We start from the raw sequence: 15137 nt of genomic DNA on the forward strand, positions 1-15137 counted from the left end.
GTGAACGGTTCGAATTCCGGCCGCCTGTCCCCGGGCGGCGACGGCCGGACCCGGATCCTGACGGCGGTCTCTCGGCGCTAGGATACCCGCTTGTCGCCGCCTTATGAAGAAGGCTTTCGCGCCGGTGCCGCGAACTCCCGTTTCTTGCGGAAACTCCGGGATTTGTGGAATGTGCCGGGGGCGCGCCTAGCGCTTGCGGCGCGGCTGCGTGCCGAGGCCGATTTCTTTCGCCAGTTTGCTGCGCTGCCGGGCGTAGTTCGGCGCGACCATGGGGTAATCGGCCGGCAGGCCCCATTTTTCACGATATTCCTCGGGGCTCATGCCATAGGCGGTCTTGAGGTGGCGCTTCAGCATCTTGAGCTTCTTGCCATCCTCGAGGCAGATCAGGTAGTCGGGCGTGATCGAGCGCCGCACCGGCACCGCGGGCTGCTGCTTCTGGGCTTCCAGCCGCACCGCCCCCTCGCCGACATTGGACAGGGTACGAAAAACCTGCTGAATCAGGGCCGGCAGATCACCCACCGCCACCGTGTTGTTCGAAACATGGGCAGCCACGATGTCGCTGGTCAGGGACAAAAGATCGTTCTTGTTGCTGGTATCGGCCATCTTCGCTTTCATGTCCGCGGCGGGCCGGGCCCTGCCACAAGTCTTCGCGGGTAAATTGATTTCGTGCGGTGCCGCTTGGGCGCTTCTATATATAGTATTTACTCCGATTTTCGCAATATTACTGGCCGCCCCAAAAAAATATTTCCGGATTTTCTTATTTTGTTCAGTAAAAGGACCTTGACAGTCCGGGGCCGAACCGTCTTGCGCAGGGGGCCGGGCGCGGCCCTATAGTGATGATATGGCAGACCATTTTCTCGACATCACGGGCGAGACCTGCCCGCTCACTTTCGTCAAGACCAAGCTGGCGCTGGAGCGCGCGCGTCCGGGCGATCGCCTGGAGATACGCCTGAAAGGCGCGGAACCGCTGGAAAATGTCCCTCGCTCCGTGACCGAACACGGGCACGAGGTCCTGTCCCTCACGGTCGAGTCGGAGGGCGGGTCGGGCGGTCCCGACGATGTCTGGCGCCTCGTCATCGCACGCCGCTAGGCCGGTACGCGCCCGGCCGGCCCCAGTCAGTCGAGAGACTTCGCAAGTAATAACGCATCCTCACGACTTGCCGCTTCGCGCGGGCGATCGGACACGGCGTAATAGCCGGGCCGGCGCCCCACCTGACGGAATCCTGCGCGCCGATAGAGGTTTCTGGCGGCGATGTTGTGTTCGTTCACTTCCAGCACGATCCGGCTGATGCCGGCGCCGGGCATGGCGGCGCAGAACGCCTCCATCATGAACGTGCCGAGCCCTCGACCGCGGCATTCGGGAAGAATGGCGAGGCTTATGATATCCGCTTCGCCGCCGACGCAGCGCGCGAGGATGAACCCCGCCGGCCTCCCGCCGTCGCGCAGGAGAAATCCCGTCCCGCCCCGGAGAGCGAGCACTTCCATGATGGTCGCGGCGGTCCAGGGTTCAGCGAAACTTGCCCGATGCAACTTTGCAATCACCTTGGCAAAGGTCCCGGTCACGGGCTCGAGACGGCGGCCCCGCATGCTAGATCACTCTGCCGCCGTTCAACGGGGTCTTGGCATAGGGCGGGTGCAGGTAGACCGGGCCCGGCGCACGGTCCGGCGCCGGCGCGCGCGCGCCGAGCCGGGCCAGGGCCGCGGCATCGGGATAGGGCCCGCAGCGCGCCGGATCGGGCAGAGAGGCCCGCGCGGCCAACCCGGCCGGCAGCGCGGCCTTCAGTTTTTCGGCGCCGTTTCCGGCCAGCAGCATGGGCCCCGGCGGCAGCACATCGGCCGCCTCGTCCGCAAGCCGCGAGACGGTCTCGCGCCCGGGATCGCACGCCAGATAGAGATCGCGCCGCCCGCCATCGATCGCCACAACCACGTTCTGGCCACCCGCCTTCGCGATCGGCTGCGCCATCTCGAAAAAAACCGCTGTCGTCTCGATGCCGACCACGGCGAGATCGTCCGGCAGGGCCAGCCCCTGGGCGGCGGCGAGACCGATGCGAACGCCGGTAAAGGAGCCTGGCCCCGTCGTCACCACGATGCGCTCGAGCGCACCGACCGCCAACCCCGCTTCCGCCATCAGTTCGGCCACGAGCGGCACGATCGCCTCCGCCTGGCCTCGGCCCATCGCCACGTGACGCGTGTGGGTGACCTGCCCGCCATCCAGCAGGGCGACGGAACAGGCTCCGAGAGACGTATCGAGGGCGAGGAGACGCACGGAACAGGCACTCCGAAAATCGGATTCAGGAGCCCGGCACGGGACCGGGGCACGGAACTGGGGCACGGGACCGGGGCACGAACCCGTTTCTAGAATACCCCGTGGCAGCCTGCTATAGGGGAGCGAAGAAGGGGTCACACGGAAGGGGCCACACAGATTGGGCGACCGGCACCGGGAACTTGTGGAGATCGAGGCGACCGCCCCCGGCATTCGCCTCAGCCTTGCCTATGCCACGGCCGGCAATTTCACCGGCCGGCCGGTCTATGCCCGGCCCCGCTGCTATCTTCATTCCCGGGCGGCGGACTGCCTTTTCCATGCCCGTGATCTCGCCGCCGCCGAGGAGCTGGAGCTCCTGATCTTCGATGCGTTTCGCCCGACCGAGGCGCAGGAGCGTCTGTGGGCCCACACGCCCGATCCCGAATTCCTGGCCCCGCCCGAGCGCGGCTCCCCGCATTCGCGCGGGGTGGCGGTGGACCTCACCCTGGTGGACCAGGCCGGGCGGCCGCTCGATATGGGGACGGATTTTGACGCTTTCACGCCGCTTTCCCATCATGGGGCGGCGGGCATATCGGCCGAGGTCGCGCGAAACCGCTACCTGCTTCTGGGACTGATGACCACGGCGGGCTGGGATTTCTTCCGAAATGAATGGTGGCACTATCAATTGTTCAACGCGCGCGACTATCCGCTGCTTTCCGATCGCGACCTGCCCGCCCCCATGATGGCGCCGGCGGCAAGCTAAGGTTCCTTGCTTTTTCCGCGCCGCCGGGCCTAAGCTCCGCCATTCTTGGGGGTCGCCTTTGCTCGCATCTTTCCTGACACGGGCCGGCGTTCCGGTATGCCTGGCGCTGGGCCTTCTTCTGACATCGCCCGCCGCGCAACCCGGCCGCGCCGCCATCGCGGCCGAGGCCGACGCGCGCCACGCGGTGATCCTGATGTATCACAGGTTCGGGGAAAGCGAATTCCCCACGACCAATACCACGCTGGAACAGTTCGAGGCCCATCTGGCGGAGCTGCGCCAGGGCAAGTACAACGTCCTTCCCCTGCCCCGGATTGTCGAGCATCTGAAATCGGGGATGCCACTGCCGGATCGCGCCATTGCGATCACCGTCGACGATGCGTTCATCTCGGTCTACCGCGAAGCCTGGCCCCGGCTGAAAGCGGAGGGCCTGCCCCTTACCCTGTTCGTCGCGACGGACGCCATCGATTCCGGGCTTCCCGGCTATATGAGCTGGGACCAGTTGCGCGAGCTGGCCGCCGCAGGCGTGACCATCGGTTCGCAAACGGCCTCCCACCCGCACATGACGACGCTTTCGGCCGAGGCGATCCGGCGCGAGCTTCAGGCCTCCAATCAGCGCTTTCGCGAGGAGCTCGGCCAGGAGCCACGGCTTTTCGCCTACCCTTACGGCGAGTTCGACAGGTTGAGCCGGCGCGTGGTCGAGGAAGAAGGATTCATGGCCGCCTTCGGCCAGCATTCAGGGGTCGCCTATACCGGGCATGACCCCATGTGGCTGCCGCGCTTCACCTTCAATGAACGATATGGCGATCTGGATCGCTTCATCATGGCGGCGAATGCCCTGCCCCTCAAACTCAGCGATCTCACGCCGGAAGATACCCAGCTTTCCCGAAGCAACAATCCGCCCGCCTTCGGCTTCACCGTGGCCCCGGAGATGGGCGCTCTCGGCCCGTTGGCCTGCTACGCCTCAGGCCAGGGTCAGGCCGCGCTCGAGGTTCTTGGCGATCGGCGGATCGAAGTGCGCGTGGCGGCACCGTTCCCGGCCGGGCGGGCGCGAATCAATTGCACCCTGCCGGGACCGGATCGACGCTGGCGCTGGTTCGGCATCCAGTTTTACGTCCCGGCCGAAGCCGGCGCGCCCGGCCCGGCGGAGGACGCGGACTAGCCGGGACGAAACACCGGCTCAGGCTCAGGCCGAGGGTGAATCGAAAGCCGCCTGGTCGAGCTGGCGCAGCCGGTTTACGCGGATGATCGTCTTGATGGAGGCGACGTAGTCTTCGCCCCGCTCCGAATAGCTCTTGAGATCCTCCACCAGGGCCACGCTGTCGAGCCGGCCGGACTCCGCACGCTGCTCGGCGCGGGTCAGGCGAAACTGCCGGTAGGCGCGATGGGTGTTGAGGTTGTGAAGGTATGCAGCGACGGCGTCGTGCAGCTCGTCGAAGACCCGCACCTTGTGGCTGGCCTCCGCCTCACGCCGGCGCGGCACAAGACCCTCGCCCTCCGCGGTTGTCCACTGTCCGAAAAGCGCGTTGCCTTCCTGCGCAAAGCGCGATGTGCCCCAGCCGCTTTCTTCCGCCGCCTGCGCCAGCGCCAGGGACGCCGGCACCGTGTCCACGCGCCGCATCAGCACATTCATGTCGTCGTCCTTGACGCGGTATTGCCAGAAAATTTTGTCCAGCCACGCGCGATCGTCGCCCGACAGGGCGGTGCCCGCCTCGAGTTGCTTGCGCAGTGCGGTCAGTCGCGCACGGGTCGCGCGGATATCCTCGTTCGCGCGCAGGATCAGTGGCAGCATCGTCTTGATGAAGACGATTTTACGGTCCTGCACCGAGTTCAGCTTGTGAAGGTCACCGGGCAGGCTGACAACATACAGACGCGGCACGGCCCGCTCGCCCCGGCGCACCTCATCAAGGCTGTAGCCCTGCGAGGTGAATACGGAAAACAGCTTTTTCGAGCTGTTGACCATCTCGATCCCGTCCTGCTTCTGAACCCTAATCACACGATCGGGATTGGGCGCGTACCGGGCCACCTGTGCCGTCGTATCGCCCTGTGAACCGGTGCTGGCGAGCAAGTAAAGGCCAAGCACGGCTGCGGCCAGCACGCCCAGCGCAACGCCGTTGAAATACGAGCGCCGTCTCGCGCGTTCGCTGTAAGGGGTGGCACCCTGCCTGGTCACACCGTTGTCCTTTTTTGTCATGGAGCTCGTGGGATGTGCCGACCCGGGAGACACCGGTCCGAGACCGGGATCGCGGCGCGGGTGGCGGGTTGGTTTACAGTACCTGCCGGACTTCCGTTACCTCGGGCACGTAATGGCGCAGCATGTTTTCCACGCCTGCCTTCAGTGTCGCCGAAGAGCTGGGGCAGCCCTGACAGGCGCCCTGCATGTGCAGATACACAACACCTTCTTCGAAACGGTCGAATACGATATCGCCGCCGTCCTGCGCGACCACAGGCCGGACGCGGGTATCGAGGAGTTCCCTGATCTGGCGAACCACATCAGACTCTCCATCTCCATCATCGGGTCCGGTGCTGTCTTCGGCCGGCGCGGTCAGTACGGGCTGGCCGGATGTGTAGTGTTCGATGATCGCACTCAGTACCAGCGGCTTGAGCGCATGCCATTCGAGATTGTCGTCGCGACTGACCGAGATGAAGTCCTGGCCGAGAAAAACCCGGCGCACGCCATCGACATTGAAAAGCCGCTGGGCGAGGGGCGAGCGCCCGGCCTGCGCGGCATCTCCGAAATCGACCGAGCCCTGTCCCGTCACGGGCTGGCCCGGCAGGAATTTGAGCGTCTGGGGGTTTGGCGTCTCTTCCGTCTGGATGAACACCGCATAGCCTCCTTGAAAACCGGCCCCGGGGAAATGGGGGGATGTGGCCCGGGGTGGCGCCGTATTTTCAGCGCGCGTACAGGCTACCTAGGACTTCGAAGGGAAGTGATCAAGCCCCGACAGAGAAAATGATGCTAAAATTTTCGTAAAATTGTTCCGATGCCGTCAGTGCCATTCACCCCGGGTTAACCGAATAAAATATTGATACTGAACGGTTTTCTGGCAGCACCCCGGTTCCGCGCCGGAAGCCCCTCACGGCAACAGGGTTAAGAGATGGCATCCACCTCTTCGAGGCTGAGGGACCCCGGGACGATGGTCACCGGGATGCGCAGGCGACCCGCCGCCTTGCCGATGATATGGCTGACCAGGGGGCCGGGCCCTTTCGATTTGGGTGAGGCGGCAAGCACGAGGATCGAGATCGCCGGCTCTTCATCGATGAGAGAGAGAAGCTCCTCACGCAGTTGTCCTTCACGCACGTAGATGATGGGCATCGAGCCCGCCCAGTTATTCACCCGCGCCGATAACGAGTTCAGCAGATTCTCGGCCTTCTCGCGATTTTCCTTGGCGATGAGATCATCGACCGTCGCCCAATGTGAGAAGTCCGCCGGCTCGATCACATGCAGTAACGCGACCCGTCCGCCCGTATGCAGTGCCCGACGGCAGGCATATCGGAGCGCTACCGTCATCTCGTCGCTGGCATCGACCGCGACAAGAAACACGCGATCCTGCGACGCCTGGGCGGACACGATGTTTTCCTGGCTGTCGTCGCCTGACTTCGGAGCGTCACCCGGCATTTCTAGACCCTCCTGAACGCCCAGCTACCCAGCCATCCTGCCAGAGCGGCGCAAAACACCGCAAGCAGGCCGTAGAGGGCCGGATGTTGATGAGCGAGCCTGTAAAGCCACGCCTCAAGGCCGATTTTTGCGACCGTGAGGGGCGTGGTCTGCGCGGTCACGATCTCGCCGTCGCGTACCAGATAGGTTTCCACCACATAATTTCCTGTCGGCACGTCCGCGGGAAAGTAGATGTTGGTCCGAAACAGCCGCCCGCCGAGAAACGCCACATCGCCGGTCCGGTCCACATAAAGGCCCTTGCGGGTCTTGAGAGCGATGAGTGCCGCGCGAAATTTGCCGGCATCCGTCGCCGGGCCCCGCGCCGGGTCAAGGGACAGATGGTCGAACCCCATTCGGTGGCGCGACCGCAGATCGGCCGACAGGATATGGTCGAGAGGGCGGGTCGTGGCGAAAAGATAAAAAGACGGCGCATTCGTGAATTCGACGCTTTCGGCGTTGACCCAGAGCCCGGCCATGCGCGCTTTCTGGTGGACATTGACCGGTGTCTCCGGGCCGCGCACCAGGACCACCACATCACCCGCCTCCTCGACGGACCCGAACAGCACGACCTTGGTGCCGATGAACCCTGTCGAAATCCGGATCACATGATCGGTGATATCGGCGACCAGCGGCGTCGCCGCGCGGGCGAGCGGCGGGCTCGTTGCCGCAAGGCCATAAAGCGTTGCGGCCACAAGGGTGAGGGCGAGGGCGAGAAACCCGACCCGCCGGCGGCGTCCTTGATAGTCCGGTCCGACCATCAGCCGCGTACCTCCATAACCGTGAAGAGCGACGCCGGGCTCGAGACCAGCGTGTACAGCAGGGTCACGCCCACCATCAGCACCAGGATGCCAAGGAGCGCGCGCAGCTCCTCGCTTTTCAGCCGGAGCCCCGCCCGGGCGCCGAACTGGGCGCCGATCACCGCCCCCACCATCAACAGCAGTGCCAGAATGAGATCCACCGTCTGGTGGTTATAGGCCTGCAGGAAGGTCACCATCGCGGTGACGAAAATCACCTGGAAAAGGGATGTGCCGGCAACCATGGCCGTAGGCATGCCGAGCAGATAGATCATCGCCGGCACCATGAAGAAGCCGCCGCCCACGCCCATGATCGCGGCCAGTATGCCGACGAGGAAACCCAGCCCGACAGGCAGGAGCGCGCTGATATAGAGGCGCGACTTGCGAAACCGTATCTTCAATGGCAGGCGGTGAAAAATCGTCTTGGGATTGAGCCGGCTTCGGCTGGCCCCAGGCTTGCGCAGCGTAAGGCGGACGCTTTCCACCACCATCAGGATGCCGATTACGCCAAGAAAGATCACGTAAGTAAGGCGGATCACGAAATCGATCTGCCCCAGTTCGCGCAGGATGCCGAACAGCCAGATGCCGAAGGCGGCGCCCACGATGCCGCCGGCCAGCAGAATGCCGCCCATGAGAAAATCCACCCGCCCCCGTCGCCAGTGAGCGATCACGCCCGACATGGAGGACGCGACCACCTGGTTGGCCTCCGAGGCGACCGCGATGGCGGGGGGGATGCCCACGAAAATCAGGAGAGGCGTCATGAGGAAGCCGCCGCCCACGCCGAAGACACCCGAGAGGAAACCGACCGCGCCGCCCATGCCGAGAAGCAGGAACACGTCGATGGAGACTTCGGCGATCGGCAGATAGATCTGCATGCCTTCTTCCGTTTTGCCGAACCCGCTCTCCCCGTCCGGATCTCCCGGAAGGGGCCGGATTCGCTGTCAGGGTCGCAATAATCCGATCAGATCATGCACCTCGGCCAGATGTTTCTCGGCGATGGCGCGGGCGCGCGCACTTCCGGCGCGCAGAATTTCGTCGAGATGGGCCTGATCCGCCATCAGTTCGCGCATCCGCCGGGTGATGGGCGACAACCGGTCCACAGCGAGATCAGTGAGCACGCCCTTGAACTCGGAGAACTGCCTGCCGCCAAACTCCTGGCAGACCTGCGCCGGTGTCCGGTCCGAGAGGGACGCGAAGATGGATACGAGATTGAGCGCCTCGGGGCGGGTTTCGAGACCGCTGAGCTGTTCTGAGATCGGCTCGGGATCGGTGCGCGCCTTGCGGATTTTCTGGGCGATCGTATCGGCGTCGTCCGTAAGGTTGATTCGCGAATAATCGGACGGGTCAGACTTGCTCATCTTTTTCGTCCCGTCGCGAAGGCTCATGACTCGTGTCGCCGCGCCGTAAATCAGCGGCTCGGGCAAAGGGAAGTATTCCTGGCCGAACTGCATGTTGAAGGCGCCCGCAATATCACGCGACAACTCCAGATGCTGCTTCTGGTCGTGGCCGACGGGAACGTGGGTCGCCTTATAAAGCAGGATATCGGCGGCCATCAGTACCGGATAGGCAAACAGGCCCAGCGCGGCCGTCTCGCGCGCCTTGCCCGCCTTTTCCTTGAACTGGGTCATACGGTTGAGCCAGCCGAGCGGCGTCAGACATCCGAGCAGCCAGGCAAGCACGCTATGGCCGGCCACCGTGCTCTGGTTGAAAATGATGGCGCGGGTCGGATCGACCCCGGCGGCAAGGAAGGCGGCGGCCGTTTCGCGGATATGGCGGGTCAGCTCCTTCGGGTCCTGGGGCACCGTGATCGCATGCAGGTCCACGATGCAGTAGATGCAGTCATGGTCCGCCTGCAGCTCCACCCAGTTTCGGATCGCCCCCAGATAATTGCCAAGATGCAGATTGCCGGTGGGCTGCACGCCCGAAAAGATCGTTCCCATCAGCCGATGTCCCAAGCTCGCCGATCGCGCCACGTCGCCGGCGCTGACGGCGCGGTTATGGCGGCTCGCCCGATAGGGGTCAAGGCCCGCTCCCCGGACCGGCCGCGGACTCGCCCGGGAGCGACGCGCGCGGGCGGAGCAAATGCCGGATTTCGGAAAGACGGGCCGCGCCGAACGCCGTGGCGGCGAGGGCGAAGCCCAGCCCGCCGGCGCCGACCAGGAGGGCGAGCGCCGGAAGGGCTCGGGCCGGGCCGGCCTGGAACCAGGGCGCGAGCGCACCCTCGACCAGCAGCAGCACCCCGACCATGACGAGGACAGCGAGTACGATTCGCCAGAGCCGGTCGCGCAAGCGAAGATCGGGTTGAAGGTGACCGCGGCGCCGGAGGGTCAGGGCGAGGAGCACGGCATTGAGCCAGCTTGCCAGCGATGTGGCGGCGGCGATGCCGACATGACCGAAGGGGAACACCAGCGCCAGGCTGAGCATGATATTGGCGGCTACCGCTAGGGCCGCGATCCGGACCGGCGTCACTGTATCCTCGCGCGCGAAGAACCCTGGCGCCAGCACGCGGACCAGGACGTAGGCCGGCAGACCGACCGCGAAGGCTGCGAGGGTCTGGCTGGTCTCCGTCGTCGCGCGCGCGCTGAAGGCGCCTCTTTCGAACAGGACCCCGATCATGGGCTCGGGCACGATCATCAGCGCCGCCGCGGCCGGCAGGGTGAAAAAAAGCCCGAGTTCGAGTGCGCGATTCTGCGCCGCCCGACCGCCGGCCTCATCACCCGCCTTGAGCCGGCGCGACAGCATCGGCAGGAGAGCGGTGCCGATTGCCACGCCGACGACCCCAAGGGGTAGCTGATTCACGCGATCGGCATAATAAAGATAGGAAATCGCCCCCGTGGGCAGGAGGGACGCGATGATCGTCCCGGCCAGAAGGTTGATCTGAAGCACCCCGGCCCCCACCAGGCCAGGCCCCATCAGCCGGAGCCAGCGGCGGATTTGAGGCGTGAGGCGGGGGCGGACCGGGCGGATGGCGACCCCGGCGCGGCGGCAGGCAACCACCATCAGCGCGAGCTGGGCAACGCCACCCAGTGTGACACCGAGGGCAAGCGCGTGGCCGGGGGTGGCGAAGGCATCCATCGCCGTCAGCATCATCGCGATCATCACGATATTGAGCAGAATCGGGGCCGCCGCGGCGGCGGCGAAGCGCATCATGGCGTTGAGCACCGCCCCCAGTATTGCCATCAGCGAGACCAGCAGCAGATAGGGAAAGGTGAGGCGGGTGAAGGTGACCGCCAGATCGAATTTGTCCGGATCGTCGATGAAGCCGGGGGCGATGGCCATGATCACCCAGGGCATCGCCGCCTCGGCCAGAAGCGTGAGGCCGGCGAGCACGAGGATCATGATGCTCAGCACCTGTCCCGCGAAATATTCCGCCGCCGGCCGGCCGTCCCTTTCGATGAGCCCCGCGAAAACGGGGACGAAAGCGGCGTTGAAGGCGCCTTCGCCGGTCAGGCGGCGAAACAGGTTGGGGATCCGGAACGCGACGAAGAATGCGTCCGCCACCGGCGATGTGCCGAGCACAGCGGCGATCAGCAGATCCCGCAGAAACCCGAGCACGCGGCTGATCAGCGTGTAGCCACCGACGGTGGCCGATGAGCGGAACAGGCTCATCGCGCGGGCGCGCCGCAGGTAAAAAAGCGGCGCCGGGGCCGCGCGCCGGCGCTCACTGGCGCAATCGCGGCGCCATTTGCAGCACCACCGCCCCAATGCCGCCCAGGAGCAGAAGAAGCGCGATCAGCCAGCCGACGAAGGGAAGCTGGCCCGCGAGCAGCAGCAACGCGCCGCCCAGCACCAGCCAGAGGTAGCGCGCGCCCGCGCCAAGCTGGTCCCAGTTGCGCCCGAGCCGCCGGCCAAGGAACTGTGCGATCCAGCCGGCCGAGACGGTTACCGCCATCAGCCACAACAGGCCGTAGAGCGCGACCAGAAGGAAGGCGATCGGCATGCCCACAAGGGTCAGCACCAGGATGAAGGCGGCCAGCGGCAGGCCCAGGGCGAGGGCGAATCCAAGCCCGATACTGCCGGCGGGAAAATCGTTGAGCGTCCGCGCCGCGCCCCAGAGCAGGCCCGGCACCGCAAAATGGAAGAACGCCGCCAGCACCGCAAAGGCGATGAGCGAGCCGAGAAGGGCGGTGACGAGAAATCCGATCCCGATCGCGGCGCCGGCCGCCGCCCCCTGGACCCAGCCGGCGCTCGTCTCCTGTTCTATGCCGCCCGCAATCTCGACATCGGGTGGCACCGTCAGCCTCTCCTCGCCCCGGTAATGGAGCGTTCCGCCGACGCGCAGCCCCGGCCCCAGCGCCAGACTGCTGGACCGGACCCGGACATCGCCCCGGATGACGCCCTCCAGCGTGACATGCCGCCCGGCGATGAACAGGTCGCCATCGATTTCGCCGGCGGTCCGGATCGCGCCGCCGAAAAGCTTGACCGAGCCGCCGGCCGACATGTTGCGCCCGAAGCGGATGCGGCCACCGGAGAGCAGCACGTCATCGGAAACGGTCGCGTTGACAATCAGGTTGCCCGCGGCAGCAAACAGATCCTCATGGAACACGCCGCTCAGTTCCACGTCTCCGCCGGCGACGATGACATCGTCATGGACGACGGCATCGATATCGACATACTCGCCCGCCGTGATCAGCAGATCCCTGATTTCACCCCGGAACACCTTCGCCTGGTCACCCAGGCCGTCGAAGGCGGGCCCGTCCGCGCCTCTCTCTACGGGCGCCGTGTTTTCGGGGATGGGCGTGATCTGGGCCAGGCCCGTGCCGGCGGCCGTCATCAGCATCAGCAGCGCCAGGCAGAACGCCACCTTTCGCCGGTTTCCTGCCTCGCGTATCGGGAACAGCGTCATGATGAAATCTCCGTCGGCGCGCCCGTGTCCGGCCCTGCCTCATCCTCCAGCGGATCCTGCAGGGCCGCCATCAGTTTTTCACGAATGACGGCCAGTTTTTCCGGGCGTTCCACTTTCATGCCAAACACGTCACGTACATAAAACACGTCTACCGCCCGCTCGCCATAGGTGGCGATCTTGGCGCTGGAAATCTGCAGGTTTGCCTCGGTCAGGGCCCGCGTTACATCGCTTAGCAGCCCGGGCCGGTCACGGCCATTGACCTCGATCACGGTATTGGTGCGCGACGCATTGTTATCAACGAGCACCCGCGGCGGCACGCGGAACACATGGGTGCGGGTCGGCAGTGTGCGCCGGGGTGCGAGTTCGCGCATTGGCGACACGCGGCCGCCCAGCACCTGCTCGAGCTGCACGGAAAGCCGGGCCAGCTTATCGCCTCGATCGAACGGGCCGCCGGTTTCATCCTGAATCCAGAATGTATCGAGCGCCATACCATTGTTCAGCGTCACGATGCGTGCGTTGACCACCGTCGCGCCCGAGAGGGCGATGGCGCCCGCGATCTTCGAAAACAGGCCTGCATTGTCGGGCGTGTAGATCGTGACTTCGGTAATCGCCAGTTCCGGGACAACCCGCTTGGCGACTGTCAAAGGCGCCTTTTCGCGCTCAGCCTCGCGGATCATCCGGGCGTGGCGCTCCAGCTCGTCCGGCTGGAAAGCCAGCCAGTAGGCGCGTGGTCCGCGCTCGAAATGAGACTCGATATCCTCCTCCGACCAGTCGCTCAGCGCGTCGCGCAACCGCGCCTGAATATTCTCGATCTCCGCCGCCGCCACTTCTTCGAAACTCTCGCCCAGCATGACCTTCTCGGCGCTGGCGTAAAGCTGGCGCATCAGATTGCCTTTCCAGGCATTGAACACGCTCGGCCCTGTGGCCCGCATATCGGCCACTGTCAGTACCAGCAGGAGGCGCAGACGTTCGGGCGATTGAACGATCGCGATGAAATCCTCGATGGTCTTGGGATCGTTCAGATCGCGCTTTTGCGCAACCGCGCTGAACACCAGATGATGACGCACCAACCAGGCCACGGTCTCGGTTTCCGCCTCGTCGAGTCCGAGACGCGGGCAGAGTTCCTCAGCCACCTCGGCCCCCAATTCCGAATGGCTGCCGCCCCGCCCCTTGGCAATATCGTGAAGCATCAGCGCGGTGTAGAGGACCCGGCGCGAGACGATCTTGTGAATGATCCGGGTCGCCAGCGGATGATCTTCGGCCAGCGCGCCGGATTCGATACCGTGCAGGATGCCGAGGGCGCGGATCGTATGCTCGTCGACCGTGTAGACGTGATACATGTCATGCTGTGTCTGCGCGACGATCCGCCCGAAGTCGGGGATGAACCGTCCGAGCACGCCCGCCTCGTTCATCAGGCGAAGGATCCGCTCGGGGCCACGCGTGTCGGTCAGCATCTCCATGAAATAGGCGTTGGCCTCTCCATGGTTGCGAAGCCGGGGGTTGATGCGATCGAGGTTCCGGGTAATCGCCCGGAGCGCCCGGGGATGGATATCGAGATCGCGCTCCTGCGCGATCCGGAAGACGCGGATAAGATTGACCGGCTTTTCGCGGAAGATGCTGGCTGTTCGCGCTGACAGGCGCCCGCCATCGATGACGAAATCCTCCTCCACTTTTCGCTGGAAGCCGAACCGGCTAAGGCTGAGCAGCGGCTTGCTTTCCTTCTCGGCCAGGATAGCGGCGGTAAAGATGCGGGTCAGGTCTCCCACATCCTTGGCAGTCAGGTAGTAATGCTTCATGAAGCGCTCCACCTGGCTGGTGCCGGCATGATCGGTATAGCCCATGCGCGCCGCGATCTCGGGCTGAAGATCGAAGGTGAGACGTTCCTCGGCCCGGCCGCTCAAGTAGTGGAGATGACAGCGCAGCGTGACGAGAAATTCCTCGGCCCGGCGAAAAAGACGCGCCTCACGCTTGGTCAGCACGCGCTTGTCCACGAGGGCGGCAACATCATCGACGCCGTGAACATATTTGGCGATCCAGAACAGGGTTTGCAGGTCGCGCAGTCCGCCCTTGCCTTCCTTGATATTCGGCTCCAGCACGTAACGTGAATCGCCCAGCCGCTGATGACGCTTGTCGCGCTCCGCCAGTTTGCCCTCGACAAAATCTTTCCACGACCCGGAGAGGAACTCGCTCTCGAACCGCGCCCTGAAGTCGTCGAAAATATCCTTTTCGCCGTAGATGAACCTGGCCTCCATCAGCGATGTGCGGATGACATAGTCATCCTTCGAGAGTCGGATGCAGTCATCGATCGAACGGATCGCCTGCCCGACCTTCAGCTTCAGGTCCCAGAGGAGATAGAGAATGAATTCGATCACCTGCTCGTGGCGGGCCGTGCGCTTGTAGGGAATGAGAAACAGCAGATCGATGTCGGAATAGGGCGCGAGGCCGCCGCGGCCGTAGCCGCCCAGCGCCACGAGGGCGAGACGGTCGCCGGCCGTCGGATTGGGCGAGGGATAGGCGTAGTCGAGCGCGAAGGTGAGGAGCACCCTGAGCAGCCCGTCCATGAGCTCCGCCTGCCAGGCGAGCACGCTGGCCCCGGCTGCGCCCGCCTCGAAAGCGCGCCGGATCCGGTCGCGCCCCGCCTCGCGCGTGGTGGTGAGCGCATCGAGGAGTTGTGCCCGCCTTGCCTCGTCCGACAATTCGCCATCCTGCGCGATCGCGATCATCCGCGCCTCGAGGTCGTCGAGGCCGAAATCCATCACGGCATCGTCGGGGCGGGGGCTGTCCTCAGGGTCCACAATCGTGGTCATCAGCTTTCCGGGTCCGGGGCGACGGTCTGG

General features: G+C 64.8%; 15 protein-coding genes. 3 read left to right on the top strand and 12 right to left on the bottom strand.

Annotated elements, in window-relative coordinates; genetic code table 11:
* Positions 1 to 186: 186 nt before the first annotated feature.
* Positions 187 to 603: a MucR family transcriptional regulator gene (locus RLQ26_08135; protein ID MEQ9088694.1), complete on the bottom strand. Its 417-nt coding sequence runs from the start codon at positions 601 to 603 to the stop codon at positions 187 to 189.
* 238 nt (positions 604 to 841) lie between these two features.
* Here RLQ26_08135 and RLQ26_08140 point away from each other — a divergent pair, with 238 nt between their 5' ends.
* A complete protein-coding gene (locus tag RLQ26_08140) occupies positions 842 to 1090 on the top strand; it encodes a sulfurtransferase TusA family protein (GenBank protein MEQ9088695.1) in 249 nt (82 codons plus the stop codon).
* Between the two features lie 26 nt (positions 1091 to 1116).
* Here the strand turns inward: RLQ26_08140 and rimI are convergent, their stop codons facing one another.
* Both rimI and tsaB read right to left on the bottom strand, forming a co-directional pair.
* Positions 1117 to 1587, bottom strand: coding sequence for a ribosomal protein S18-alanine N-acetyltransferase (rimI, locus tag RLQ26_08145; protein ID MEQ9088696.1), 471 nt, complete (start codon positions 1585 to 1587; stop codon positions 1117 to 1119).
* Between the two features lies 1 nt (position 1588).
* The gene (tsaB, locus tag RLQ26_08150; GenBank protein MEQ9088697.1) at positions 1589 to 2266 is read right to left on the bottom strand and encodes a tRNA (adenosine(37)-N6)-threonylcarbamoyltransferase complex dimerization subunit type 1 TsaB; all 678 of its coding nucleotides are present in this window, start codon (positions 2264 to 2266) and stop codon (positions 1589 to 1591) included.
* Between the two features lie 157 nt (positions 2267 to 2423).
* Here tsaB and ddpX point away from each other — a divergent pair, with 157 nt between their 5' ends.
* A complete protein-coding gene (gene ddpX, locus RLQ26_08155) occupies positions 2424 to 3005 on the top strand; it encodes a D-alanyl-D-alanine dipeptidase (protein ID MEQ9088698.1) in 582 nt (193 codons plus the stop codon).
* Positions 3006 to 3063: 58 nt separating this feature from the next.
* Positions 3064 to 4164 carry a polysaccharide deacetylase family protein gene (locus RLQ26_08160; protein ID MEQ9088699.1) on the top strand — a complete coding sequence of 367 codons (1101 nt, stop codon included), beginning with the start codon at positions 3064 to 3066 and terminating at the stop codon, positions 4162 to 4164.
* Positions 4165 to 4188: 24 nt separating this feature from the next.
* Here RLQ26_08160 and RLQ26_08165 read toward each other — a convergent pair whose 3' ends face one another.
* From RLQ26_08165 to RLQ26_08205, 9 genes are all read right to left on the bottom strand, one after another.
* Positions 4189 to 5196, bottom strand: a complete 1008-nt coding sequence (locus tag RLQ26_08165; protein MEQ9088700.1) for a glucosaminidase domain-containing protein — start codon at positions 5194 to 5196, stop codon at positions 4189 to 4191.
* 73 nt (positions 5197 to 5269) lie between these two features.
* Positions 5270 to 5827: a NifU family protein gene (locus tag RLQ26_08170; GenBank protein ID MEQ9088701.1), complete on the bottom strand. Its 558-nt coding sequence runs from the start codon at positions 5825 to 5827 to the stop codon at positions 5270 to 5272.
* Positions 5828 to 6093: 266 nt separating this feature from the next.
* A complete protein-coding gene (locus RLQ26_08175) occupies positions 6094 to 6621 on the bottom strand; it encodes a universal stress protein (protein MEQ9088702.1) in 528 nt (175 codons plus the stop codon).
* A 2-nt stretch (positions 6622 to 6623) separates the two neighbouring features.
* Positions 6624 to 7418, bottom strand: coding sequence for a TIGR02186 family protein (locus tag RLQ26_08180; protein ID MEQ9088703.1), 795 nt, complete (start codon positions 7416 to 7418; stop codon positions 6624 to 6626).
* Positions 7418 to 8329 carry a sulfite exporter TauE/SafE family protein gene (locus RLQ26_08185; GenBank protein MEQ9088704.1) on the bottom strand — a complete coding sequence of 304 codons (912 nt, stop codon included), beginning with the start codon at positions 8327 to 8329 and terminating at the stop codon, positions 7418 to 7420. Before RLQ26_08185 ends, RLQ26_08180 begins: the two co-directional genes overlap by 1 nt.
* Before the next feature lie 66 nt (positions 8330 to 8395).
* Positions 8396 to 9394, bottom strand: coding sequence for a tryptophan--tRNA ligase (gene trpS / locus RLQ26_08190; protein MEQ9088705.1), 999 nt, complete (start codon positions 9392 to 9394; stop codon positions 8396 to 8398).
* A 79-nt stretch (positions 9395 to 9473) separates the two neighbouring features.
* Positions 9474 to 11063 (bottom strand): murein biosynthesis integral membrane protein MurJ, encoded by a 1590-nt coding sequence (gene murJ / locus RLQ26_08195; GenBank protein MEQ9088706.1) that lies wholly within the window; start codon positions 11061 to 11063, stop codon positions 9474 to 9476.
* A gap of 52 nt (positions 11064 to 11115) precedes the next feature.
* Complete coding sequence (locus RLQ26_08200; GenBank protein MEQ9088707.1) at positions 11116 to 12300, bottom strand: hypothetical protein; 1185 nt, start codon at positions 12298 to 12300, stop codon at positions 11116 to 11118.
* Positions 12297 to 15107: a [protein-PII] uridylyltransferase gene (locus RLQ26_08205; GenBank protein ID MEQ9088708.1), complete on the bottom strand. Its 2811-nt coding sequence runs from the start codon at positions 15105 to 15107 to the stop codon at positions 12297 to 12299. The genes RLQ26_08200 and RLQ26_08205 overlap by 4 nt, the downstream gene beginning before the upstream one ends.
* Positions 15108 to 15137 lie beyond the last annotated feature (30 nt).

The sequence above is a fragment of the Alphaproteobacteria bacterium genome (genome assembly GCA_040220875.1).
GTDB lineage: Bacteria > Pseudomonadota > Alphaproteobacteria > JAVJVX01 > JAVJVX01 > JAVJVX01.

Coding starts and splice junctions, on each gene's coding strand:
- RLQ26_08185 (MEQ9088704.1), bottom strand. CDS start 8,329: ATGCAGATCTATCTGCCGATCGCCGAAGTCTCCATCGACGTGTTCCTG.
- RLQ26_08135 (MEQ9088694.1), bottom strand. CDS start 603: ATGGCCGATACCAGCAACAAGAACGATCTTTTGTCCCTGACCAGCGAC.
- RLQ26_08205 (MEQ9088708.1), bottom strand. CDS start 15,107: ATGACCACGATTGTGGACCCTGAGGACAGCCCCCGCCCCGACGATGCC.
- RLQ26_08165 (MEQ9088700.1), bottom strand. CDS start 5,196: ATGACAAAAAAGGACAACGGTGTGACCAGGCAGGGTGCCACCCCTTAC.
- trpS (MEQ9088705.1), bottom strand. CDS start 9,394: ATGGGAACGATCTTTTCGGGCGTGCAGCCCACCGGCAATCTGCATCTT.
- rimI (MEQ9088696.1), bottom strand. CDS start 1,587: ATGCGGGGCCGCCGTCTCGAGCCCGTGACCGGGACCTTTGCCAAGGTG.
- RLQ26_08200 (MEQ9088707.1), bottom strand. CDS start 12,300: ATGACGCTGTTCCCGATACGCGAGGCAGGAAACCGGCGAAAGGTGGCG.
- murJ (MEQ9088706.1), bottom strand. CDS start 11,063: ATGAGCCTGTTCCGCTCATCGGCCACCGTCGGTGGCTACACGCTGATC.
- RLQ26_08180 (MEQ9088703.1), bottom strand. CDS start 7,418: ATGGTCGGACCGGACTATCAAGGACGCCGCCGGCGGGTCGGGTTTCTC.
- RLQ26_08140 (MEQ9088695.1), top strand. CDS start 842: ATGGCAGACCATTTTCTCGACATCACGGGCGAGACCTGCCCGCTCACT.
- RLQ26_08175 (MEQ9088702.1), bottom strand. CDS start 6,621: ATGCCGGGTGACGCTCCGAAGTCAGGCGACGACAGCCAGGAAAACATC.